Genomic DNA, 23,812 nt, shown 5'->3' with positions numbered 1-23,812 from the left:
GTTAGGTTTGTTATGGCAACATATTGTTGCAAAATTAAATATTGTTTTAACCATTACAATCATTCCCAAACGAGCTTCGAAATAAAGTTTGGCGGATTGTTAGGTTCAGGCAAATTTTAGCAATGTATTATCCTGACTTTTGCAATTTTATCAATTGTATAGAAATGAGGCCAAAATATCGTTGCATTAATTATTTGTTAACAGATTCTGTGTTTTTTTGATGTTTTCACACTTTATCACCCGAGTTAACGTCAATTTTTGCAAAGCTTTTGATACTGCCCACATAGGTCAAATATTGATTATTTATAATTCATCTAAATTGATGAACCGCAAAAAGTTTTATTTTTTTGTAGTAGAAATGCGAGTGACATTAAATTTTTAATTGGATTTATCATAGATAAATGTTTTATTTTTTCGAGTTTATCGAAAATGATGTCGTGATGGATAAACACCTTATTTTTTGACTTTCTTTCAAAAATTTTGAAAAATATGGAGAATTATGATCCTAAAATTTCAGAGCCGCTAAGAATTTAAGATAATTTAACATTTTTGCATAGCGGTTACATACAATAAGGGATATTGTAATTTAGTAGGAATCAGGGCGCGCGCTACCCATTTTTTAAAATTGTCAAAATCCATTTTTTCGCCTGGCATGTGATGCTACAGTCGCAGCTTTTTTGAAATTCTACATACCCTGATTTTCTAAAAATCTACCTCTTTTTTGTCGTGTAACCGATGCTTTTTAAAAGTGAACTAATTTTTTTTAAAATTTTGATTTTCGCGAAAAAGCAGGATTCTTGCCATTTTTCCGGTTATTATCATTTGGCAATTTGCTAACGAATTTGCGTTTTGATTAAACAGGATATATTAAATAAAGATTTTTATTATCAAAAATGTAAGAAAAAATGTAATAAAAAGGTATAAATCTGAATTAACAAAAATGGCAAAAAATGGGTTTTTAAAAAGAAAATTCGGCACAATAGTTAGATTGACCAAAGTTAATTTTGTAAACCATCTAGAAAAGATGTTGCGAAGGTCAAAACAATACTTACTTTTGCGAAAGTTTATTGTTAACAAACCGCTTCGTTATAAATGAAAAATCCTCTACTAGCCAACTTGAAAAGTTCTTCTAAAACACTGACGCCGGTCAGTGCAGTAAATCAAATGCAAACTAGAAAATCTGTTTTTTGCATTCAGTTGTCCTCTTCCATTAAACAACAATAAAAGGTTATAAATCTTTAGACCCTTACTGCTATTTTGATTCAGGCAGGTCGTGTCTTTTTGTCTATTTTCAGTCCCCAGTGTTTTTTTTTGTATTATTTATTTAACTAACTATCTAAGTATGAGGAATTATTTATTAGTGATTTGCTTGTTTTGCTCAGGACTTGTTCTGGCGCAGGACAAAGTAATTACAGGAAAAATTACATCGAGTGATGATGGCTCAGTACTTCCTGGCGTTTCGGTCCTTATAAAAGGGACTTCTGTTGGAACTACATCTAATGTAGACGGTTCGTACAGCATTACAGCTGCGGGCAGCGGGTCTACACTGGTTTTTAGTTTTGTTGGGATGAACACGATTGAAGTTGCAGTAGGCAGCCAGTCGGTTATCAATGTGGCGTTGGTTAACAATCTTACTGAACTTAGCGAAGTTGTAGTAACAGGATATTCGACTCAGAAAAGAGCTGAATTTACAGGTTCGGCCTCTACCATTAAAGGACGTGGAATTGCTGAGCGTCCGGTACAGAGTTTTGGGCAGGGACTTACAGGTCAGGCAGCTGGTGTGAACATTACACAGCCAAACGGACTTTTGAATAACCCACCGGTTATTCGTGTTCGTGGTCTTAGTTCTTTGTCATTGAGTTCTTTCCCGCTTGTTGTGGTGGATGGTATTCCAATCGCTACCGATAACATATCCGGAAATGCAACGACAAACAACCCGCTTGGAGACATCAACCCATCGGATATCGAGTCTATCGACATTCTTAAAGATGCTGCTTCTGCTGCTATTTATGGTTCAAGAGCTGCTGCGGGTGTTTTGCTGATTACTACTAAAAGAGGTAAAACAGGGAATGCAAAAGTTTCTATTGACAGCTGGGCTGGTATCAGCAATGCAGTACGTGTTCCGAAGGTATTGAATGCTCAGCAATATATGGACCACAAAAATGGTGCAATTGCAAATGCATTACTATTAAACCCTAATGCAATTGCGCCAACTGCAAGAGATGATCAAAACCGTTCTTTTTTGCCAACTTACAATGCAGATGGATCAATGGTTGATACAGACTGGGCTGACTTTATTTTCAGAACAGCTTTTTCTCAAAACCATAATGTTTCATTAACGGGCGGAAGCGAAAAAACTTCTTACTACTTTTCAGCAGGTCTTACAGATCAGGACGGATTTTTACGTGCCAACTCATTTCAGCGTCGTTCTGCACGTTTGAACATGGATCACAAAGCGACTAGCTGGTTGAGATTGACATTCAATATCAACTACAACAATTCCATGAACAAAGCACCTGCCAGCGGTTCTAACCCGGGCGGAGCGTTCGGATCTTCCGGTCTTGGACGTCTGGCAATGGCTCAGATTCCTAACCTGCCAGCATACAACGCAGACGGCAGCTACAACGTAGAAGGAAACGCGATTGGCCGTAAGAGCAATTTGTTGCCGGCGCAGTTTTCTAACCCTGCTGTGTTGATCGATCTTGACAAAAACTCTTCTGAAAACAACCGTTTAATTTCTAATCTTGGTGCAGAAATCAGATTGATGGAAGGTCTTATGGCGAAAACAACTTACTCATGGGACAGAAGAAATACTGAAGATATCAGGTTCTGGAACCCGATCAATGGTGATGGGTTTTCGACTCAGGGTGATGCTTACAACAGATATCAGCGTGCCGATAACTGGAACTGGATCAATACACTTTCTTATAACAAATCCATTGCTCAAAAACACAATATCGGTGTAGTTTTGGGAAGTGACGTTCAAAAAAGAAGAAACACTTACTGGGGAGCGGAACGTCAGGGTTTAGCTGACTTTTTCTTCACAGACTTCCAGGGTAACTTCGGAACGAACCTTGCTGCAGGTAACTCAATTTCACAGGTTGCTTATGAAGCATATTTGGGAAGCGTAAGTTACAATTACAGCGGGAAGTATTTCCTGAGCGCAAACTATCGTCGTGATGGTAACTCTGCATTGTCAGCTGACAATCGCTGGGGTAACTTTGGCGGAGTATCTGCGGGATGGACTATTTCTGAGGAGGGTTTCTTTAAAGGATCTTCACTAAGTAATGTAATGACATCATTGAGATTGAAAGCAAGCTGGGGACGTGTAGGAAATGGTAACCTGAGCAGTGCTTACGGATCATACTCTACCTTCTCGTCATCACTTTATGGTGCTGCTCCAACGCTTGCATTTAATCAGGCTGGAAACAGGGATCTTAAATGGGAAACAAGTGACCAGACTAACATTGGGTTAGATGTAAGCTTCCTGAATGACCGTATCACTTTGGAGGCGAACTATTACAATAAGGATATCAATAACCTTATTCTTGACGTACCACAGGCTCCTTCAAAAGGTATACCCGGTAACTCAATTTTGTCTAACGTTGGTTCTATGTATAATAAGGGTATGGAATTGGCAATCACTGCGGTGCCTGTTAACAAGGGTTCATTTAGCTGGACTACCAACCTGAACTTCTCTACCAACAAAAACATGGTGACATCTCTTGTAGATGACAACACGCCGATTCTGACAAATACATCTGGTCTTGAAGCTACCAACATTACCAAAGTAGGATATTCTGCTGCTCAGGTATATGGTGTGAAAACGGCAGGTGTAAATCCTGAAAACGGCCGTCGTATTTTCGTTAAAACGGATGGAACACAGGTTCAGTATCAGCACCTTGGCGGAGCGAATGCCTGGACTTTCATGAATGGAACAGCTACAACTTCTCCATCAAACCAGCAGCAGATCCTGGGTAACACTTTGCCGACATGGTACGGTGGATTTAACAACACTTTGAAATATGGCAATTTTGATCTTGGTATCAACTTCACTTTCTCGGGTGGTAACTACATCTACAATGGTAGCCGTGCAGGTCTTTTGGATCAGCGTATCTGGAATAACTCTGTTGAAATTCTTAATGCATGGAAAACTCCGGGACAGGTTACGAACATCCCAAGAGCAGTATACAGCGATAACATTTCAAACGGTTCGTCATTCCTGATCAGCGAAAACCTTGAAAAAGGTGATTTCCTTAGATTACAAACTGCCACTCTGGGATACCGTTTTCCAACATCAGTATTTGGTAAAACAGGAATTACAGGTTTGAGGTTGTATGCTCAGGTTAACAATGCATTTCTCTGGACAAAATATTCCGGTGTGGATCCTGAAATTTCGACAAACGGAGATTCTAACCTTGCCTCAGGAATTGAGCGTAACTCTATACCACAGGCGAGAGCATTTACATTTGGTCTGAACCTTAGTTTCTAATTCAAAACGATACAAAATATTATGAGTATATTATTTAAGCAAATGAGCAGGATCAAAATTTCAACGGTAGCGTTGGCACTTGTTATGAGTGTATCATCCTGTAGTGAAAGCTTCCTGGAAGCAGTTCCTGAGCTTGATCTTTCTGATGCCAGTGTTTTTGAGACGCCGGCACGTGTTCTTTCACAAGTAAACGGATTATACGGATCGGTAAAAAATGGTAACTTCCTGGGTGGACGTTATCCTATTTATAATGATATCAGAGGTGAGGAGTTCGTTAACCGTACGACAAATTCAGTTACCGGATTTTCAGTTTATCAGGGTAATCCTGATCCTGCGGATACCTATGTGGCGGCGTTTTGGAATCAAGGTTATCTTTCAATTAACCGCGTTAACCTGTTTCTTGAAGGGCTAGCTGCAAATACCGGTAAAATCGATGCTACGTTAGCAACAAACTACGGTGGCGAAGCAAAATTTATCCGTGCATTAACTTACTTTTCTCTGGTTCAGATATTTGCCAAGCCATATGCATTGGACAACGGAGCATCTCCGGGGTTGCCATTACGTCTTAAAGGGGAGACTACGGCAGCGGGTAGTGTATTGGCAAGAAGCACAGTAGCTCAAATCTACGATCAGATCCTTAAAGATCTTAACGAAGCTGAAACGGCATTGCCTGATACTTACGCCACGCCACTCTTACGTACTACAAGAGCGCACAAAAACACAGCAATTGCATTAAAAACCCGTGTTTTATTGGCTAAGCGTGATTTTGCAGGTGTTATTACTGAGGGTGCCAAAATCGTTTCTGCAGCAGCACCGTTTAAATCACCAAACAGAGTTGCACATGAATTGCAGGCTGATGTAGTATCTGTTTTCAGAGCTCCTTACACTTCGGTTGAATCGATATTCTCATTCCCTATGGCAGATACCAACGCTCCGGGAACACAGAACCAGATTGGATTTTATTTCAACTTTGGTAATGCAGAATATTTTTTGAACAATTCAGGAGCAGGAATTCTTGCAGATAAAACATGGTCGGCAACAGATGATCGCCGTACAAAACTGACAACACTGAATGCTACTTATGGCAACCTGGTTACTAAATTTAGCAACGTATCTCCATTCGTTGACTACGTGCCAAGTATCAGATATGCTGAAACATTGTTGAATGTGGCAGAAGCAGAAGCGGAAGCAGGGAGTCTTACACGTGCACGTGCCATCCTGGAAGCAGTTCGCAAACGTTCGGATGCAGCATACCAATTTGGTACTTTGGATAAAGCGGGTTTAATTGCCGCTATCCTTACCGAAAGACGTATTGAATTGTTAGCAGAAGGTTTCCGTGCAAATGATGTTTTGAGAAGGGCGCAACCACTTAACTCATTCGGTGCAGGTACGTTAATTCAGCCTACTTCGGCTAATTACGTTTTCGGAATTCCAACAACTGAACAACAAACGAATCCAGGTCTGTAATTTTTTTCAGACTAATTAGTTGTAAGGGCTGTCTTCATCATTTGAAGTCAGCCCTTATTTTTTTAGTACAAAATTTTACTTTGTCTGCTGCTGAATTTCAGGCGAAAATTCATACATTAAGAATTGATTAACAGGTGTATACAATTCTTATTACTATTCAAATAATCATTATTTTAAATTTATGAATCTAAAAAAACTTCTACCACTTTCCCTGATGGCACTGTCGGGATTTTACGGTAATGCCCAAACTTTAAATGCTAAAATTGATCAGAAATCTCAGGCGCTGGAATCAAAGATCATAGCCTGGAGAAGAGATTTTCATGAAAACCCTGAATTGGGTAACCGGGAATTTAAAACGGCTGAAAAAATTGCTGCTCATTTGAAACAGCTGGGTTTCGAAGTGAAAACCGGCGTTGCACATACCGGGGTAGTAGGTTTACTTAAAGGTGGTAAACCGGGGCCGGTTGTAGCGTTACGTGCAGATATGGACGGGCTTCCGGTGACCGAAAGGGTAGATATTCCTTTTAAATCAAAAGTTACAGCAGAATACAACAAGCAAAACACCGGTGTCATGCATGCATGCGGGCACGATACCCATGTGGCCATTTTGATGGGTGTAGCAGAAGTATTAGCTTCTATGAAAAGCGACTTAAAGGGAACTGTGAAATTTATTTTCCAGCCTGCCGAAGAAGGTGCACCGGATGGTGAGGAGGGCGGAGCAAAGTTGATGATCAAGGAAGGTGTACTGGAAAACCCGAAAGTAGACGCCATTTTTGGGTTACATATTAACTCGCAGACGGAAGTCAATACAATTGCATACAAGCCGGGCGCAACCATGGCTGCTGTGGATTTTTTTAGTATTGATGTAAAAGGAAAACAAACACACGGTGCTTACCCATGGTCAGGAGTGGATCCTATCGTAACTTCCTCGCAGATTGTGATGGGACTGCAGACTATTGTGAGCCGCAATCTCGACATTACAAAAGCTCCGGCTGTCGTAACAGTTGGTGCAATTAACGGTGGTATCCGTCAGAACATTATTCCTGAAGAAGTAAAAATGATTGGTACCATCCGCACATTCGATGAGGAAATGCATAGCCATGTACATAAACGCATCACTGAAATTGCAACCAACATCGCAGAAAGTGCTGGCGCAAAAGCAGATGTAAAAATTAACGTACTTTATCCGGTGACTTTTAACGATATTCCTTTGACCGAAAAAATGATTGGTACACTGGAAAATGTGGCAGGAAAAGACAAAGTTATTTTGACAACGGCAAAAACCGGAGCAGAAGACTTTTCTTATTTTCAGCAAAAGGTACCAGGATTTTTCTTCTTTTTGGGTGGTATGCCAAAAGGCAAAAATCCTTTGGAAGCTGCTCCCCACCACACCCCTGATTTTTTCATTGACGAAAGCGGAATGGTGCTCGGCGTTCGCTCACTAAGCAGGCTGACGGTTGATTACATGGAACAATCATCTGCTCCTAAGGCTAAAAAGTAGGTTATCTGTTTTACCATTAAGGAATTAAGAAAACATTAAGTCTTAATGAAGCTTAACTCCTTAATGGTTTTAAAAATTTTAAACAAAATCTTCATAGTTTTGCACATCAAAAGGTTCACGTCACCGCGTGATGAAAAGGGAATACCGGTGTAAATCCGGAACAGTCTCCGCTGCTGTAAGTTCAAAAAAGGTTTTGACATCATGCCACTGGAAAATAGCCCGGGAAGGCGTCAGAATTGGACAAGTCAGAAGACCTGCCTTTAAACATAATCCAAAAGGCTTTCGGAAGAAAAGCTTACGACTAATGATTCTGAACCGTGCTATTTCTGATGGCGGGCAGCTGCGTATTTTCTGCTTGTCTTTTTCTGTATTCTGCAAATATTTCTTTGCTGTCTCTTTCGCTCTGCTGCTTGTTTCATGCAGCACGACTTCCTCACTTTACGAAAAAACCGAAAGCCAATTTTCGGGTAAAAGCCTTTTTCATGATAAGGTTAAGGTATCGCATGCAAAGGGTTTTACAATTGATTACCACGACCATTATAAAGTAATCAAAATATTGAGCCCGTTTGAAAAAAGCACGGATACCATGAGTTATCTGCTTCTCCAACGAGGTACGCCCAGACCGAAAGGATATCCGGGAAGTCAGGTGATTGAAATTCCCGTTCGAAGTCTGGTGGTGATGTCTTCACTACACATCGGGCTTGTTGGCTTTCTGGAAGCGGAGGATATTCTCACAGGAATGGGAAACCTTAAATATGTTTCGTCGCCGAAAGTTATTGAGCGAATCAAATCCGGAAATATAGCCGGGGTTGGCAAGGATCAGGGACTAAATGAAGAACTACTGGTAACCATGCACCCCGATCTTGTGATGACAACGGGAAGTCCAGTTTCCAAAATAAACCGTTACCAATCGCTTACAGAGGCAGGTGTTCCTATTATCATTAACTCCGAATGGGTCGAGACAACACCGCTGGGCAGAGCAGAATGGGTTAAAGTTTTAGCGGCCCTTTTGAACAAGGAAGCGGTCGTCAATAAGAAATTTAAAGAGGTTGAAAAAGAATATATTCGTTTAACCAATCTTGCTAAAAAAGCGACTTCGAAGCCCAGTCTGATCACAGGTATGAATTCCAGGGATTCCTGGTTTGTCCCTAATGGCAATAGTTATGTCTGCAAGTTTTTACAGGACGCCGGTGGTTCTTATCATTGGGCAAGTACAAAAGCGACCGGCAGTTTACCTCTCAGCTTTGAAACCGTTTATCCCATTGCGCTAAATGCCGATTATTGGCTCAACGTCAGTATTTTGAATATCCAGTCAACCGAAGAAATCCTGGCGAAGGACTCCCGTTATGCCGATTTTAAGGCTTTTAAATCAAAGCAAATCTATACCTACAACAAAAGGTTTAACGCCCAGGGAGCAAACGATTATTGGGAATCGGGAGCCGTTAACCCGCATCTGGTCCTGACCGATTTAATCAAAATATTGCATCCGGAACTATTGCCGGAACATGAATTAATCTATTACAAAAAAATCAAATAGCACTTTCAGCTTATCAGAAAATGAAAATATATACAAAAAAAGGAGACAAAGGAACAACCGGATTGTTCGGTGGGAGTAGAGTGGACAAAGATGATGTCCGGATTGAATGTATTGGAACGCTGGATGAGGCAAATTCTACGATTGGTGTGCTGCGTGTGAAACTTGGTAACGACCACGAATGGCAGCCGAATTTACATAAAATACAAAAGGATCTGATGGACATGATGTCACATCTGGCAAGACCTTCTGATGCCAAAAAGGAAAACAAAAATCCGATGCCGGTTGACGGAGCCCAATTTTGCGAGGATTGGATCGATTCTCTTGAAGCTGCCATGACTTCTCCTTCCGACTATTTTCTCTTACCTGGAGGAAATGAGGTTTCGGCGCTTTGCCACGTCGCGCGTACGCAAATGCGCAGAGGTGAACGGAGGTTGGTTTCACTGATCAAGAAGGACGACGTACATGAAGCTATACCCGCATACATCAACAGGTTGTCTGATTTGTTCTTTACACTGGCCCGTGCAGAAATGGACAAAGCAGGTGTCGCGGAAGAGAAATGGCAGCTTTTTTTATACAAACGATTTAAAGCGTCGGAAGAAAAATGATCACTTATATTACGGGTGGGGCCCGAAGCGGCAAGAGCAGATATGCCCAGGAAATTGCCCTGCGTTTGTCGTCTTGGCCGGTTTATATAGCTACGGCCCATATCTGGGATGAGGATTTTGGCAAACGGGTAGACCGCCATAAACACGAACGCGGACCTGAGTGGACCTCAATTGAAAGTGAGCAAAATATCCATTTGCTGCCAATTGAAGAAAAAGTTGCTGTCATTGATTGCGTTACGCTTTGGCTTACCAATCTCTTCATGTCTAATGATCAGGATATAGAAAAATCACTGGCCGCCTTCAAAGCCGAGATTGACGGAATTGCTCAAAAAGAAGGAACGTTTATTATCATTTCAAATGAAATCGGAATGGGCGTGCATGCTGAAACGGACATGGGAAGAAAATTTACTGACTTACAAGGCTGGGCTAATCAATATGTCGCTGCCAAGGCCGATGAAGCAATATTTATGGTTTCGGGTTTGCCTTTGATTCTGAAAAAATCTTTATAATTATTACTAAAAATGCAATCATCATTAAGCAAGGAAATACAGCATAAAATTGATCATAAGACCAAGCCGGTTGGTGCCTTGGGAAAACTGGAAAAACTGGCTTTTCAGGTTGCATCTGTACAAAATACGCTAACTCCTGAACTTACAAAACCGCATATCATCATTTTTGCTGCCAGTCACGGAATTGCTTCATCGGGGGTAAGCGCGTACCCTTCGGAGGTAACCCCGCAGATGGTGTTAAATTTTATTAACGGAGGGGCTGCCATCAATGTATTTACAAAACAACACGGAATCAATCTCTGGCTGGTAGATGCAGGCGTAGATTATGATTTTGACCAAAATGAAAGACTGATTCACGCCAAAATAAGTCACGGTACCAGAAACTTTTTGAAAGAAGCCGCCATGACAAAGGAGGAATGTGAAAACTGCCTGCTAAAGGGAGCCGAGCTCGTTCGTAAAGTGCAGGATACGGGCTGTAATGTCATCGGATTTGGTGAAATGGGAATCGGGAATACTTCTTCTGCTTCCCTGATTATGAGTAAATTGCTGAATATTCCGCTTGAAGACTGCGTAGGAAAAGGCAGCGGACTGAATGACGCGCAGGTAATTCATAAAATGTCGGTTCTTAACAAAGCACTTGAAAAACATTCGGACGTAGACGACGATCCGCTAAAAGTTTTACAGACTTTTGGCGGGTATGAAATAGCGATGATGTGTGGTGCTATGCTGGAAGCGGCAAAGCTTAAAATGATTGTTTTGGTTGATGGGTTTATCGCTTCTGTCAGCTTTCTATGTGCTTTAAAAATGAACTCTTCTGTTCAGGATTACGCGGTTTTTTGTCACCAGTCAAATGAAAAGGGACATCAGCTATTAGTGCAAAAACTCGGCGTAGATCCGGTTTTGAAAATGGACATGCGGTTGGGTGAGGGCACCGGCTGCGCCCTTGCTTATCCGATTTTACAAAGCGCCGTTTTCTTTTTTACTGAGATGGCGAGCTTTGAAAGTGCAGGAGTAAGTCAAAAAGCGGAGTTATGATAAAACAACTGACGCTTTTTTTTACGGCTTTACAATTTTATACACGTTTTCCGGTTCCGAAATGGGTGTTATATCATCCCCAAAATCTTAGCCGGGCTACAAGGTATCTGCCGTTAGTCGGATGGATTGTGGGTTTTATAACCGCATTAGCCTGGCTGGGGCTAACTTATCTGACAAATACTTCAACCGGCCTTTTATTTGGAATGACTGCATCAGTTTTGACAACTGGCGCTTTTCACGAAGACGGTTTTGCAGACGTTTGCGATGGTTTCGGCGGCGGCTGGACCAAGGAGAAAATACTTGAAATTATGAAGGACAGCCGAGTTGGAACCTACGGTTCCGTCGGCCTGATCCTGATTTTGGCGCTGAAATTTTCTCTGCTTTTACAACTTGCAGTTCTTATAAATACTGACTTTACAATACTTTTTTTAATACTGGTCACTGCGCATGCTGTCAGCAGATTTATGCCCGTACTTGTAATTTTTAATCAGCCGTACGCAAGAGAGACACAGGATAGCAAAGCAAAACCGGTTGCCGAAACAGCCGATGTTAAAACCCTGGTAATGGCTGGTACTTTTGGGATTCCGCCCATGCTCGCTTTGTCTTGTTATGTAAAACAACCGTTGATTTTACTTTCTATCGGTTTACTTGTTTTGGTTACATTTTTTCTTGGCAGATATTTTAAAAAGTGGATTGGAGGTTATACCGGCGATTGTCTGGGTGCAGTCCAGCAGGTTTGTGAGGTTGTATTTTATTTTTACATAGCCGTTCTATGGAAGTTTATCTGATCCGCCACACCACACCGCTGTTGACGCCCGGACTTATTTACGGAAGGAGCGAAGTGCTGTTAACGGAAAACTTTGCTCAGGAATGGGAAGTGGCAAAACAAAACTTGCCGGCAGGATTTGACCTTGTTTATTCGAGTCCGGCTTTGAGATGTACTGAATTGGCAAAACAGATCACGAGAGATTTTCAAACAGACGACCAGTTAGCGGAACTGAACTTCGGAGAGTGGGAGGGGAAAACCTGGGATACCGTCGATCAGGTTCAGCTGCAATTGTGGATGGACGATTTTGTGAATGTTTGTGTTCCCGGCGGGGAAAGTATGCAGGAAATGTTTGAAAGAGTGAAAGAATTCTGGCAGGAGCTTCCAACAAACCCAGATCAGAAAATTGCAATTGTGACACATGCAGGTGTTATCCGGCTTGTGTTAGCATTGCTGAAGCAAATTCCGCTGGCTTCGGTTTTTGAAATAAAAGTGGGTTATGGTGAAGTAATAAAGGTTGAGATCTGAACGGCACATGCATTCGAAGCGGGTTGACCAGTATTTATTAGCAAAAAGTGACTTCTTCTCCTGATATTGTCTTTTATAACTGACTGCTTTTAAACTCACTCTTGCATAATGAATAACCTCACAAGCGGAGAAAACCCAATCAATCGCCGCGAGTTTGTACAATATTCGGCTTCGTTGATGGCGCTTGGAATAAGCGGATTTCCTTCGGCCGAAAAATTACCGGAAAAGAAATCAACGGCTAAAATCAGGATCAAAAACGTAAGTTCAAACTTCGATCGTGAAGCTTTGAATCCCTATCGTTTTAAGGGAAGCCAGATCACAGAAAGCTGGCAGACTGCGGCTATGCTTGAATCCGATTCAGGAATTAAAAAAGTGGGTTTGGCGACCCAGGGTGTGCTTTGGTCGGATTCTCGCGTTGCCGCGGCACATTCGCAAAGTGCTGGCAATGCGCTGATGTATGCCATGAGCGAACATGCTCTTCAGCTCATGAAAGGAAACACTTTTGCCGATCCGGTTTCTCTTCTCGACGATTTGTTGCCGGAAGTTTTAGCATACGGAAAAAAGATTACCGGTATTCCTGATTTAAGAAAAACCTTTGCTTTAAATGCACTGGTGAGCGTTGATAATGCTGCCTGGCTTCTGTATGCTCAGGAGAACGGAATGAAGTCTTTTGACGAAATGATTCCGGATGCCTACAAACCCAGCCTTTCGTCTCGTCATGATAAAGTTGCCAGCATTCCATCCTTTCCTGTAGGAACCGATCTTGCCAAAATAAAATCAGCCGCCGATGAAGGTTATTTTATCATGAAGCTGAAAACGGGCTCGGCGGGAACGCAGGCAGAAATGCTTGAAAACGACATGGCTTTTATGACCGCTGTGCATAAATCGATCGGGCATTATGAAACACCTTACACCAAAAACGGTAAAATACCTTATTATATAGATCCAAACGGCCGTTACGAGAAAAAGGAAACGCTTTTACGGTTTATTGATCACGTTAAAAAACTCGGTGCACTGGACCAAATTGCGGTTATTGAAGAGCCGTTGGGAGAAGACAACGATTCCTTCGTGGGTGATGTTGGCGTCCGTATAGGAGCGGATGAAAGTGCTCACACCGTAGAAGACGCTGCAAAAAGAATAGAACAGGGCTACTCAGTAATGATCGTGAAAGCAATTGCCAAAACGCTCAGCATGACCATGAAAATAACGCAGCTAGCTCACGAGAAAAAAATACCCTGTTTTTGTGCGGATTTGACGGTTAATCCGATTTTGGTGGATTGGAATAAATCTGTTGCTGCACGGCTTGCACCTTTTCCAAATGTCTCGATTGGTTTACAGGAAACCAATGGGCATCAGTACTATAAGAATTGGGATCGCCTGATGAGTTATCATCCAAAAGCTGGAGCAAACTGGACGAAAACCAACAAAGGTGTATACATAACTGACAAATCATTTTTTGAGCAGAGTGGAGGTATCATGGATTCTTCTGCGCATTACGATGGTCTGTTTGAGGAAAAATAAATCACAAAGTGGATAGGAAACTCCTCACGATTGCGATTTAAAATTAATTTTGGCAGGGAATGGTTTTTGCGTATACTGGTTGAAATGTTTAACGTAAGTATAAGAATATGAAAAAGTACCTGTTAATAAACGCCCTTTGCATGATGCTGTTTTCTCTGACTGTATCAGCACAAGTAGTCTCGAAGGATTCTATCAATAACTTGAAACAACAAAAGGATGCGTTGGAAGTTAGCAAAAAGCTGAACGATAGTAAGTTGGAACTGGCCAAGCTGGAAAATGAATTGGAAAGCAAAACCCGCGAGAAGGAAAAAACAGCGGAGCAGGCACAAAAATCTGCTGATGAAAATAATAAGGCTGCCGAAAAACTAGCAAACGATGCACAGGATAAAAGCTTATCCAGAAAGGCAAGTAAAGCGGCCAGCGGAGCGCGTAAGGATGCAAAAAGAGCAAGGAAAGCCTCGGATGATCTTGATAAACTCACTAAAAACATCGAATCATTAAGAAAGAAAATTTCGGACGAGGAAGGTAAGCTTTCGTCTATGCCGGGTAATCCCTGATCATAATAAGGTTTTTGAAAAATATCAAAACGGGTTGAAGTGCTTTAAAGCTAATTCAACCCGTTTTGGCGTTTTAAATATCTTCAGGCCGAATTGGTACAGAATTTGACCATTTTTATTTCAACTAAAATCAGCAATCATGACTAAACCATCAAGAGAAGAACTCAAAGATTTCTTTCAATCAGAGCTTTTTCAGGAGGCAAGCGCTTCGGAAGATTACGATAAAATTGTGGACGCTTTTTATGTTCGGTTTTATAATGAAGATGAGAAAAAAAGTAAACCGGAATCGGATATTATGGTGATTTTGTAAGGTTTTTAAATAAGAAATCCATCACGTAAGACGTGATGGATTTTCTGCATAACAAACCTAACTAATTTATGAATAAAGCCTTTACGGGCCGAATTCCTTAACTTCCGCCGTTTGCCCGTTTCTGAAGATCATCAGATCCGGTATTGCGCTGGCGGGCGCCTTTTACATTCTGATTCCCGAAGGAATACGTGAACGTAAGTCTGAATTGTCTGCTCGGCCATTCTGACCTTACATCGAAATCAATGTCTTTATATAATGCTCTTCCGCGAAAACGGTTGGTCCAGAAAATGTCGTTTACATTCAGGCGGAGGGATCCCTTTTTCTTCCAGATACTTTTTTGAAGACCGGCATTCAGCATTCCCATTGGCCTGGCTGCGTAAAGACCGTAAAATGCACGACTGTTATACCATCCTGAAATTTCCGCCGACCAGCCCTTCTTCATCGTGAACTGATTGTTGGCATACATATTCCAGGAAGCTTGTTTGATTTCAAGTTTTTCTTCGAGGTAAATTGAGTTATAATGATTGTACACTCCAGTGAAATTCGTTTGAAGTGTCCACCATTTTCTGATTGGAATGGGTACAGAAAATGTTAAACTGAAATTATCCTGATTGTCAAGGTTATCTGATGTGACAAACGTTTTGTTTTCAGATGCAATCTGCTGCGGCAATTCTCCGGCGATCATATCTTTTATACGGCTGTATGCCAGCGTCGTATTCAGGAAATTTTTGTAAAAATGAACCAGCTGAAACGAATTGGTATACTGCGGTTTTAAATTCGGGTTTCCTCTTTGGAAAGTGTAAGGATCCAGATAAAATTCGAAGGGATTGAGTGACTGATAATTGGGCCGGTCTATTCTGCGACTGTACGACAGGTTGATCACGTTGTTCGTATCCAGTTGGTTGGACAGGAAAACACTCGGGAAAAGGTTCACATAATTCCGGTCGCGCTTTTGGTTCAACGTCACAGAATTACCAATCGAATGCGTGTGTTCACCGCGTACCCCAAGCTGGTATTTTACCTTTTTTGAAATGCTTCCACTATAATTAAGATAGGCTGCATTGACATTTTCCGTGTATTTAAACTGGTTGGATCGGGTAGGATCGAGGGTCCAGTCATCGAGTTTGGTTTCAAAAATCATATTGTTATCCGAAGCAACATAACTTGCTTTTAAACCGGTCTCAAACTTCCCTTTCCACAGTGGCTGTGTGTAATCAAGTTTTGCTACGCCAATATTAATGTTCGAAGGCATGTTATTGCGGACCTGTTCAGGATTTCCGTCCTGCTCGCCGTTTGATTTTGCATAACGTGTATCAAGTTCGCTGCGGTTATTTCCGTTGTAGTTTACATAATCCGCATCGAAGGTCAGCTCTTTGCCTTTATCGTCGAACTGATGTTTTAAATTGATGTTGGTGCTGATGTTATTTTGCTTGCCGCCGTTAGACACATTTGTTCTGAAAGTACGCTGCAAACTCAGATCTTCATTCAATATTCTGGTATTGGTTTGTCCAAATGGATTGCTGAATTCGCTTCTGAACCCTGAAACCAGAACGCCGACTGTTGTTTTATTTGTAACAAAATAGTCAAGTCCGGCACGTACGTTGTAATATTCCGATTTATTGATTCTTTCTGTTCTCTGGTCAAAAATAGTGACCTTATCTTCAAAAGGAATTTTACGATAAATGGAATTGTTGTTAAAACCTTTGTTCAAAAAAGCACCTGCACTGATAAATGAGCTAAGCTTGCCTGCACGATGATTGATTGTTGCTGTAGCATTTCCTCTTCCATACTTTGCATATCCTCCGCCCAGGTTTACATTCCCATTTGTTCCGTAGCTTTTATTGCGCTTCATTTTGATGTTGATGATTCCCGAATTCCCGGCAGCATCATATTTTGCTGATGGGTTGGTGATCAGTTCTATCTTCTCAATATTATCACTTGGCGTATTGCGAAGCAACGTCATCAGTTCCTGCTGCGAAAGGAAGGTTTGTTTCCCATCGATCTGAACGATCACACCTTCTTTACCTCGAAGTTTAAGCTGATCGTTTTGTTGATCCACCGTCACACCGGGAGCTCGTTCAAGTACCTCCAGGGCAGTTGCTCCTGCTGAAACAATGCTGTTTTCAACATTTACAACGGTGCGGTCAATCTGTTGCTCGATGAATGGCTTTTTCGCAACTACGGTAACTTCACTTAGTGACTGAATATCCGCTTGCAGGTTTGTAGCCGGGAGCGTTACCGATGTGTTTTCGACTTTAAAAAGTTTACTATATTCTTTGCGGTATCCAACCATGGAAACCAAAGTCAGATATTGACCTTCTGCTACCTGTTCAAAAAGAAATTTTCCGTTTTCGTCTGCTGCGAGACCTTTGTTAAGTGTAGAGTCCTTTGCGTTTAGTAAAAGCACGTTTACGAATGGAAAGGGCTTTGCCTTTTCATCCAGTATCTCGCCGGACACCTTCCCTGTGGGGGAGAGGTTAAGTGATGTCTGAGCATGTGCAAAGCTAGCGCCAAGCAGCAGTGCTACTGTTAGGTTTGTAAAGAATTTCATGGCTAATAGATATTTTTGGTCGACTAAAAATCAATTCTGCATTTAAACAGTTTGAGCTGTTGTAACCGCCTTTTTAACTTCTAGTACATTGCAAAGATAAGTACTTGGTATTACATAGAACCATTATTATTATGAATGGTTTTTCTGTGTGTTAAACGGAGTGACCTCTTTGCAGTCCCGAATCATAGATACAAATTGAATAAGGAAAGTTGCACCAAACCAGAAAAAAAGTTTGAATGGTTGAAAAAGCAGGCTGAGTGTGCAAGAGATCCTGGGCAGAAGCCCCGTCATACCGGTAACCAAGTGATCAGCCCAAGGAGCAAGCCTGGGGGATTACAGATAATGAGGTAAGTTCAGCTTTAGCCGAAATGTTTTGCGCTTTCAATTCCCGCTGTTTACACGTTTTTGAATATCATCGGAACCGGTATTTCTCTGGCGCGCACCTTTTACATTCTGATTTCCAAAGCGGTAGGTAAAGGTCATCCGAACCTGGCGACTTGGCCACATGCTTTTTACGCTCAGGTCAATATCTTCAAACTGTGTTGTTCCTGTGAATTTATTTGTCCAAAACAAATCCTGAACATTCAAACGTACCGTGGCCTTTTTCGCCATGAGTGATTTTTGTATTCCCAGGTTCAGCATGCCCTGAGGATGAACGACAAGCAGACCGTAAATTGCTTTGCTGTTGTACCAGCCTGATAGTTCTACTGTCCAGTTTTTTGGTAAAGTGAAAGAATTGGTTGCAGATACATTGTAACTAAACTGGTCCACATCGTAGGAAGCATTACGATAATAGGTTTTGTATTGATTTAGTGTAGCTATTAAGTTAGTCTGCAAATTCCACCACTTCGTTACCGCAATCGGAGCTGAGATTGTCAGGCTTAAATAATTCTGCGAATCAAGATTATCGGTCGTTAGGTAAGTCACGTTCTTTTCGGCAATCAGCTGTGGAATCTGGCTTACGATCATGTCCTTCGTCCGGCTGTATGCAAGGGTCGTATTCAGGAAATTTTTATAAACATGTACCAATTGAAATGAATGTGTATACTGGGGCTTCAAATAAGGATTTCCTTTTTCGAAGGTGTAAGGATCCAGATAATATTCAAAAGGATTTAATGACTGGTAGGTCGGACGGTCTATTCGGTAACTGTATGACAAATTCAGCACATTGCTTGAATCCAGATTGCGGCTAAGAAAAACACTTGGAAAAACATTGATATAATTTCGGTCGCGTTTATCATTCAGCGTTACAGAATTTCCAATCGCATGGGTATGTTCTGCACGAAGTCCAAGCTGGAATTTTGTCTTTGAATTAAATTGTCCGTTGTAATTTGCATACGCGGCGTTGATATTCTCGGTATACTTAAAACGGTTGGTTCTTGAAGGGTCGATCTGCCAGTCGTCCGCAAAAGTTTCAAATGTCATGTTGTTGTCGGACAAAACATAACTGGCTTTCAGTCCCGCCTCAAATTTCCCCTTTCCCACTGGCTGGGTATAATCCATTTTTGCAACACCAATGTTGATCAGCGCAGGCATATTATTTCGTATGATCTCAGGGTTCCCGTCAACGCTGCCATCTGCTTTGTAATAGCGCGTGTCCAATCCGTTGAATCCCTTGCTGTCGTACTGCACATAATCGGCATCAACTGTCAGTTCTTTTCCCTTGTCATCGAACTGGTGTTTCAGATTGATATTAGCGGTGATGTTGTTCATTCGGTTGCTTCCCTGCATACCGGTATGGTAAGTTTGGCGCAGACTTTCATCTCCGTTCAAAATTCTTGTATCGGTATTTCTAAGCGGATTACTCCATTTATTGTAGAAACCAGAAACAAGAGCACCGATTGTTGTTTTTTTGGTTAGAAAATAATCTAACCCTGCCCGGTAACTGTAATTGGAAGAGTGCCAGTCACTGCTTGAAATCTGATCAAACTTTGTTGTTACACCTTCGTACTCGACTTTACGTACAATTTTATTTTCATTAAACCCTTCTCCTTTAAAACCACTTCCGGTTGCAAAAAGACTTAATTTTCCTTCGCGGTGATTAATGGAAACAGAGCCGTTTCCACGACCATACCCGCGAGAAGCAATGCCACCGCCTAATGTCACATTTCCATTGGTTCCAAAGTTTTTATTTCTTTTGAATTTGATATTGATGATTCCCGAATTTCCGGCTGCATCGTATTTGGAAGAAGGGTTTGTGATGAGTTCAATTTTTTCAATGTTATCGCTGGGCGTGTTCCGCAGCAGATTAACAAGTTCGGCTTGTGACAGAAACGTTTGTTTTCCGTCGATCTGAACAATTACCCCGTCTTTTCCTCTTAACTGTAATTTATCATTTTGCTGATCGACGGTCACACCCGGCGAGCGCTCCAGTACTTCCAGCGCAGTTGACCCGGCAGATACAATGCTGTTTTCTACATTGATTACCGTCCGGTCAATTTGCTGTTCTATAAAAGGTTTTTTAGCGGTTACAGTGATTTCATTCAATGCTTTTTCCTCTTGGCGGAGTTTTGTTTCCGGCAGGCTAATCAATCCAATTTCCACAGTAAAAACTTTACTGTATTCCTTCTGATATCCAACCATGGAAACAAGGGTAAGGTAACGCCCGGCCGCTACCTGCTCAAAGATGAACTTGCCTTTATCGTCAGAAACGAGACCTTTTGCTAATGTAGAGTCTTTGGCATTCAACAGAAGTACATTGACAAATGGAAAAATTTCCGACTTTTCATCAAGTACAGTTCCGGAAACCTTTCCGGTTGAAGTTGTTTGGGCATACACAAAGCTGCCGCTAAGTAGCAGAGCTACTGTGAAGTAAATTAAGATTTTCATGGCTAGTAGATTTAATTATTTCAAAACCAAAACGCTTTCAAGGTTAGCCGGCTGGTTTTGATATTTTTTCTGTTATACAAAGATGAGGTACTTTGTATAACATAGAACCTTAGATTACATAAGTGGTTCTTTTATTATTTAAGTGGGACAAATCACAAATAATACCTGCGCAGGTTTTAGAAAGGATATAAACAAAAGTATTTTAAATTGGCTTTTGAAACGTATTCAAAGAACGTTTTGTATATTTAGGAAAGCAGCATTTGTATACTAAATGTTGTTTTACCAAGACAATTTTTGTACACCAATTATCAATTATCAACACCAATTATGAGGAAAAATTACCATTCTATTTTTTTTCGGCAATGTGCATGCATGCTAATGTTGTGCTGTTTTACCGGACTGGCTTATGCGCAACAAACTGTAAAAGGTAGTGTTGTAGATGCAAAAGGAGAGGCACTGATCGGAGTGAGTGTTTTAGTAAAGGGAACCACGCGCGGATCAGCGACTGACGTGGACGGAAAGTACGAAATTGCTGTGGACGATGACAAAGCGCTGTTGGTATTTTCATTTGTAGGTTATGTTCGTCAGGAAGTTCTTGTCGGAAACAAATCAGAAGTCAATATTACTTTGCTTGAGGATACCCAGAATTTGTCTGAGGTAGTCGTGACAGCTCTTGGTATCAAACGAGATAAAAGAGCCCTTGGATATTCTGTTCAGGAGATCGGGGGAGAGGCAATCTCTACTGCCAAAGAAGCCAATTTGGCAACATCGCTCGCAGGTAAAATGGCCGGGGTTCAGGTAACACGTTCAGCAAATGGTGCAGGTGGTTCTTCCCGGGTCGTGATCCGCGGAACGAATTCTTTGGTTGGTAACAGTCAGCCGCTGTATGTTATCGATGGAATTCCGATGGATAACAGCAATCCAAATTCACCGGGGGCCAGCGGAGGTATCGATTATGGCGATGGTATTTCCAATATCAATCCGGAAGATGTTGAATCCATGTCTGTTTTGAAAGGTCCTAACGCAGCGGCACTTTACGGACAGCGCGGAAGTAACGGTGTAATTTTGATCACTACCAAATCCGGAAAATCACGTAAAGGAGTTGGCATTAAGTATGGTATCGATTATTCATCAGGAAATGCACTTGTTCTGCCTGATTTTCAAAACGAATACGGACAGGGGCTGGATGGTACTTTTACCAACTTCAAAGGAAATGATGGTAAAATTTATACCTGGGCAGCAGCACAGGCAGCCAATATTCAGGGAATGCCAAAAACCAGCGGTGGCCGTGACCGTTTTACCCGGGCAAGCTGGGGAGCTAAAATGGAAGGGCAGCAGTATGAAGACCAGTTCGGAAATGTGCTGAGCTTCACACCGCAGCCAAATACTTTCCAGCATTATTTCAGAACGGAAAGACAGGTAATGAATAACCTGAGCCTTGAAGGTGGAAACGACAACATCAACTATCGTCTTTCTTACGGGAACACCAATATCGATGGTTACACACCGGGCAATACATTAAAACGTAACAATGTCAGTTTGAGAACGGTGGCAAAAGTTACTTCAAAAATGGAGCTGGATGTAAAGGCAAACTACATTGGCCAGGCAGGAGAAAATCGTCCGACAGTGTCCGATGCGGCAGATAACCCGGCTTATATATTTATCAGTCAGCCACGTAGTTTGGGCGCTGATGTAAATGAGAATTCAGCCTGGACGGCAGCTGACATCAGCAAACAATTAGGTTACGGAACTGTGCCTTATGTTGGTTTGGAAAAAACATATGCAACCAACTCTTCCACAGCCAATCCGTACTGGACAAGAGACCATACTTTCAATTCGGATGACCGCCAGCGTCTGCTTGGTTTGATCAGGCTTAGCTACCAGTTTAACGACTGGATTCGTTTGACTGCCAAAACCGGTATCGATTTGTATACCGATCAGCGTTTCCGGTATCGTGAAAAAGGAACCTATGCAAGTCCGAATAAAAACGGAGATATTTCGGAGCAAATTACACGTGTGAGAGAAGACAACAGTGATGTTCTTTTGTCGCTTACACCTCAGATTTCAAAAGATATTTCTCTTGGTTTGAACTTCGGTGCCAACCACCAGAAGTTTTTCTCCCGCACAACCGGAAACACAGGAAGTGAATTTATCGCGCCGGGATTGTACACGATCACCAATACGCTGACAAATTCTTCTGTTTTTGGATTAACAGAATCGTCCATTAACTCGGTGTATTTATCAGGACAGGTTGGTTATAAAGAATTTTTATTCCTTGATTTTTCCGCACGAAATGACTGGTCTTCAACACTTTCGCCAGAAAATAATTCTTTCTTTTACCCTGCAGTCAGTGCAAGTTTTGTTATTTCCGATGCCTTCAATATCCAGAGTGATGTACTTAGCTTCCTGAAACTGAGAGCTTCTGTTGCACAGGCGGGTAGTTCGGGCTCTCCGTATCAGTTAACCGGTAATTATTCGATTGATGCTGTTTCACATGGGGGAATTCCATTGGCGGCTTACACGTCCACGATTCCGGATCCGAATCTTAAAAACGAACTGACCACTTCTACGGAAGTAGGTTTGGAAGCAAGATTTTTCAAAAACAGGGCAGGAATTGCATTTGCCTATTATGACGCAACAACCAGAAATCAAATCCTGGATGTGCCTCTGCCACCTTCAAGTACATTTGCTTCACGAAGAATTAATGCCGGGGAAATCCGTAACCGCGGTGTGGAATTAACATTAAACGGAACTCCGCTTAAAACAGCCGGTGGTTTTACGTGGGATGCAACTTTTAATTTTTCCCGTAACCGAAACACAGTTGTTTCCCTTGCAGAGGGCGTTGACTTGTATACCCTGGGAACCGACCGCGGGGTGAACGTAATCGCTGCCCCGGGCAAAGCTTTCGGGACGATTATCGGAAATGGTTTTCAATGGCAGCGTGATGCGCAGGGAAACCGGCTGGTTGATGCTGCGACCGGATTACCTGTAAAATCAAATGCTAAAATTCTTTATGAACTTGGAAATGCGCTGCCAAAATGGATCGGCGGGTTTAATAACAGTTTCCGCTACAAAGGCATTGCGCTTGCAGGTTTGATCGATATCAGCCAGGGTGGAAAGATTTATTCGCAAAGTATGCGTGAAGAACTGGTTTACGGTACGATTAAAAAGACGCTGCCCGGACGTGACGGGACTTATATTGCTGAGGGAGTTTCTGCAACAAAGGGCGCTGACGGAACATACACCAGCAGCGGACAGGCAAATACAAAGCAGATCCGTGCACAGGATTACTGGAACGTGGTTGCACCGGATAAGGACAATGTTATTCCCGAAGAAATGCTGAACGATGCGAGTTATGTAATGTTCCGCGAGCTGACTTTGAACTATTCAATTCCTGCCAAACTGGTTAGCCGCACACCTTTCAAAGGAATTCGTGCCGGTATTTATGGTCGTAACCTGTTTTATCTGCAGCGCAAGACAGAAGGTTTCGCTCCTGAGGCTTCTTCTTTCAACGTAGGAAACTCCGGTTTGGGAATGGAATCAACAGCATTGCCTTTGCTGCGTTATTTTGGGGTGAGTTTGAATGTGGAGTTGTAATCGTATC

At 41.9% G+C, this 23,812-nt stretch carries 15 protein-coding genes and 1 riboswitch; of the genes, 13 read left to right on the top strand and 2 right to left on the bottom strand.

The genetic code is table 11. The annotated features are described in order from the left end of the window. The first annotated feature begins 1,342 nt into the window (after positions 1–1,342). From E0F88_RS09665 to E0F88_RS33650, 12 genes are all read left to right on the top strand, one after another. Entirely contained in the window at positions 1,343–4,492 is a 3,150-nt protein-coding gene (locus E0F88_RS09665; RefSeq protein ID WP_131958029.1) for a SusC/RagA family TonB-linked outer membrane protein, read from the top strand. Between the two features lie 21 nt (positions 4,493–4,513). Further along, the gene (locus tag E0F88_RS09660; protein ID WP_131958028.1) at positions 4,514–5,959 is read left to right on the top strand and encodes a RagB/SusD family nutrient uptake outer membrane protein; all 1,446 of its coding nucleotides are present in this window, start codon (positions 4,514–4,516) and stop codon (positions 5,957–5,959) included. Positions 5,960–6,140: 181 nt separating this feature from the next. Next, positions 6,141–7,460, top strand: coding sequence for an amidohydrolase (locus E0F88_RS09655; RefSeq protein ID WP_131958027.1), 1,320 nt, complete (start codon positions 6,141–6,143; stop codon positions 7,458–7,460). 94 nt (positions 7,461–7,554) lie between these two features. Next, positions 7,555–7,736: riboswitch (cobalamin riboswitch) on the top strand. Positions 7,737–7,764: 28 nt separating this feature from the next. Beyond that, positions 7,765–8,997: an ABC transporter substrate-binding protein gene (locus E0F88_RS09650; RefSeq protein ID WP_131958026.1), complete on the top strand. Its 1,233-nt coding sequence runs from the start codon at positions 7,765–7,767 to the stop codon at positions 8,995–8,997. 20 nt (positions 8,998–9,017) lie between these two features. Beyond that, positions 9,018–9,602, top strand: coding sequence for a cob(I)yrinic acid a,c-diamide adenosyltransferase (locus E0F88_RS09645; protein ID WP_131958025.1), 585 nt, complete (start codon positions 9,018–9,020; stop codon positions 9,600–9,602). After that, positions 9,599–10,111, top strand: a complete 513-nt coding sequence (locus E0F88_RS09640; RefSeq protein WP_131958024.1) for a bifunctional adenosylcobinamide kinase/adenosylcobinamide-phosphate guanylyltransferase — start codon at positions 9,599–9,601, stop codon at positions 10,109–10,111. The genes E0F88_RS09645 and E0F88_RS09640 overlap by 4 nt, the downstream gene beginning before the upstream one ends. A gap of 12 nt (positions 10,112–10,123) precedes the next feature. Further along, positions 10,124–11,146, top strand: coding sequence for a nicotinate-nucleotide--dimethylbenzimidazole phosphoribosyltransferase (gene cobT / locus E0F88_RS09635; RefSeq protein ID WP_131958023.1), 1,023 nt, complete (start codon positions 10,124–10,126; stop codon positions 11,144–11,146). Beyond that, positions 11,143–11,934, top strand: a complete 792-nt coding sequence (locus E0F88_RS09630) for an adenosylcobinamide-GDP ribazoletransferase (RefSeq protein ID WP_131958022.1) — start codon at positions 11,143–11,145, stop codon at positions 11,932–11,934. The genes cobT and E0F88_RS09630 overlap by 4 nt, the downstream gene beginning before the upstream one ends. Then, positions 11,919–12,440: an alpha-ribazole phosphatase gene (cobC, locus tag E0F88_RS09625; RefSeq protein ID WP_131958021.1), complete on the top strand. Its 522-nt coding sequence runs from the start codon at positions 11,919–11,921 to the stop codon at positions 12,438–12,440. The genes E0F88_RS09630 and cobC overlap by 16 nt, the downstream gene beginning before the upstream one ends. 108 nt (positions 12,441–12,548) lie before the next feature. Then, the gene (locus E0F88_RS09620) at positions 12,549–13,961 is read left to right on the top strand and encodes an enolase C-terminal domain-like protein (protein WP_131958020.1); all 1,413 of its coding nucleotides are present in this window, start codon (positions 12,549–12,551) and stop codon (positions 13,959–13,961) included. A gap of 107 nt (positions 13,962–14,068) precedes the next feature. After that, entirely contained in the window at positions 14,069–14,518 is a 450-nt protein-coding gene (locus tag E0F88_RS09615) for a hypothetical protein (protein WP_131958019.1), read from the top strand. A 139-nt stretch (positions 14,519–14,657) separates the two neighbouring features. Next, entirely contained in the window at positions 14,658–14,828 is a 171-nt protein-coding gene (locus E0F88_RS33650) for a hypothetical protein (RefSeq protein WP_165940027.1), read from the top strand. A 97-nt stretch (positions 14,829–14,925) separates the two neighbouring features. Here the strand turns inward: E0F88_RS33650 and E0F88_RS09610 are convergent, their stop codons facing one another. Both E0F88_RS09610 and E0F88_RS09605 read right to left on the bottom strand, forming a co-directional pair. Then, positions 14,926–17,379 carry a TonB-dependent receptor gene (locus tag E0F88_RS09610; protein ID WP_131958018.1) on the bottom strand — a complete coding sequence of 818 codons (2,454 nt, stop codon included), beginning with the start codon at positions 17,377–17,379 and terminating at the stop codon, positions 14,926–14,928. Between the two features lie 381 nt (positions 17,380–17,760). After that, on the bottom strand, positions 17,761–20,208 hold the full coding sequence (locus E0F88_RS09605) for a TonB-dependent receptor (RefSeq protein WP_131958017.1): 2,448 nt from the start codon (positions 20,206–20,208) through the stop codon (positions 17,761–17,763). 378 nt (positions 20,209–20,586) lie between these two features. On the opposite strand from E0F88_RS09605, the gene E0F88_RS09600 reads away from it, so the two are divergent. Continuing rightward, positions 20,587–23,805 (top strand): SusC/RagA family TonB-linked outer membrane protein, encoded by a 3,219-nt coding sequence (locus E0F88_RS09600; protein WP_229213719.1) that lies wholly within the window; start codon positions 20,587–20,589, stop codon positions 23,803–23,805. Positions 23,806–23,812 lie beyond the last annotated feature (7 nt).

This window comes from Dyadobacter psychrotolerans (assembly GCF_004349265.1).
Taxonomy (GTDB): Bacteria; Bacteroidota; Bacteroidia; order Cytophagales; family Spirosomataceae; genus Dyadobacter; species Dyadobacter psychrotolerans.
Note: the sequence above shows the minus strand (reverse complement) of the source record. Positions and strands in the feature narration are given on the sequence as shown.

Coding starts and splice junctions, on each gene's coding strand:
- E0F88_RS09630 (WP_131958022.1), top strand. CDS start 11,143: ATGATAAAACAACTGACGCTTTTTTTTACGGCTTTACAATTTTATACA.
- E0F88_RS09645 (WP_131958025.1), top strand. CDS start 9,018: ATGAAAATATATACAAAAAAAGGAGACAAAGGAACAACCGGATTGTTC.
- E0F88_RS09605 (WP_131958017.1), bottom strand. CDS start 20,208: ATGAAAATCTTAATTTACTTCACAGTAGCTCTGCTACTTAGCGGCAGC.
- E0F88_RS09610 (WP_131958018.1), bottom strand. CDS start 17,379: ATGAAATTCTTTACAAACCTAACAGTAGCACTGCTGCTTGGCGCTAGC.
- cobC (WP_131958021.1), top strand. CDS start 11,919: ATGGAAGTTTATCTGATCCGCCACACCACACCGCTGTTGACGCCCGGA.
- E0F88_RS09640 (WP_131958024.1), top strand. CDS start 9,599: ATGATCACTTATATTACGGGTGGGGCCCGAAGCGGCAAGAGCAGATAT.
- E0F88_RS09655 (WP_131958027.1), top strand. CDS start 6,141: ATGAATCTAAAAAAACTTCTACCACTTTCCCTGATGGCACTGTCGGGA.
- E0F88_RS09650 (WP_131958026.1), top strand. CDS start 7,765: ATGATTCTGAACCGTGCTATTTCTGATGGCGGGCAGCTGCGTATTTTC.
- E0F88_RS33650 (WP_165940027.1), top strand. CDS start 14,658: ATGACTAAACCATCAAGAGAAGAACTCAAAGATTTCTTTCAATCAGAG.
- E0F88_RS09665 (WP_131958029.1), top strand. CDS start 1,343: ATGAGGAATTATTTATTAGTGATTTGCTTGTTTTGCTCAGGACTTGTT.
- E0F88_RS09620 (WP_131958020.1), top strand. CDS start 12,549: ATGAATAACCTCACAAGCGGAGAAAACCCAATCAATCGCCGCGAGTTT.
- E0F88_RS09615 (WP_131958019.1), top strand. CDS start 14,069: ATGAAAAAGTACCTGTTAATAAACGCCCTTTGCATGATGCTGTTTTCT.
- E0F88_RS09600 (WP_229213719.1), top strand. CDS start 20,587: ATGTTGTGCTGTTTTACCGGACTGGCTTATGCGCAACAAACTGTAAAA.
- E0F88_RS09660 (WP_131958028.1), top strand. CDS start 4,514: ATGAGTATATTATTTAAGCAAATGAGCAGGATCAAAATTTCAACGGTA.
- cobT (WP_131958023.1), top strand. CDS start 10,124: ATGCAATCATCATTAAGCAAGGAAATACAGCATAAAATTGATCATAAG.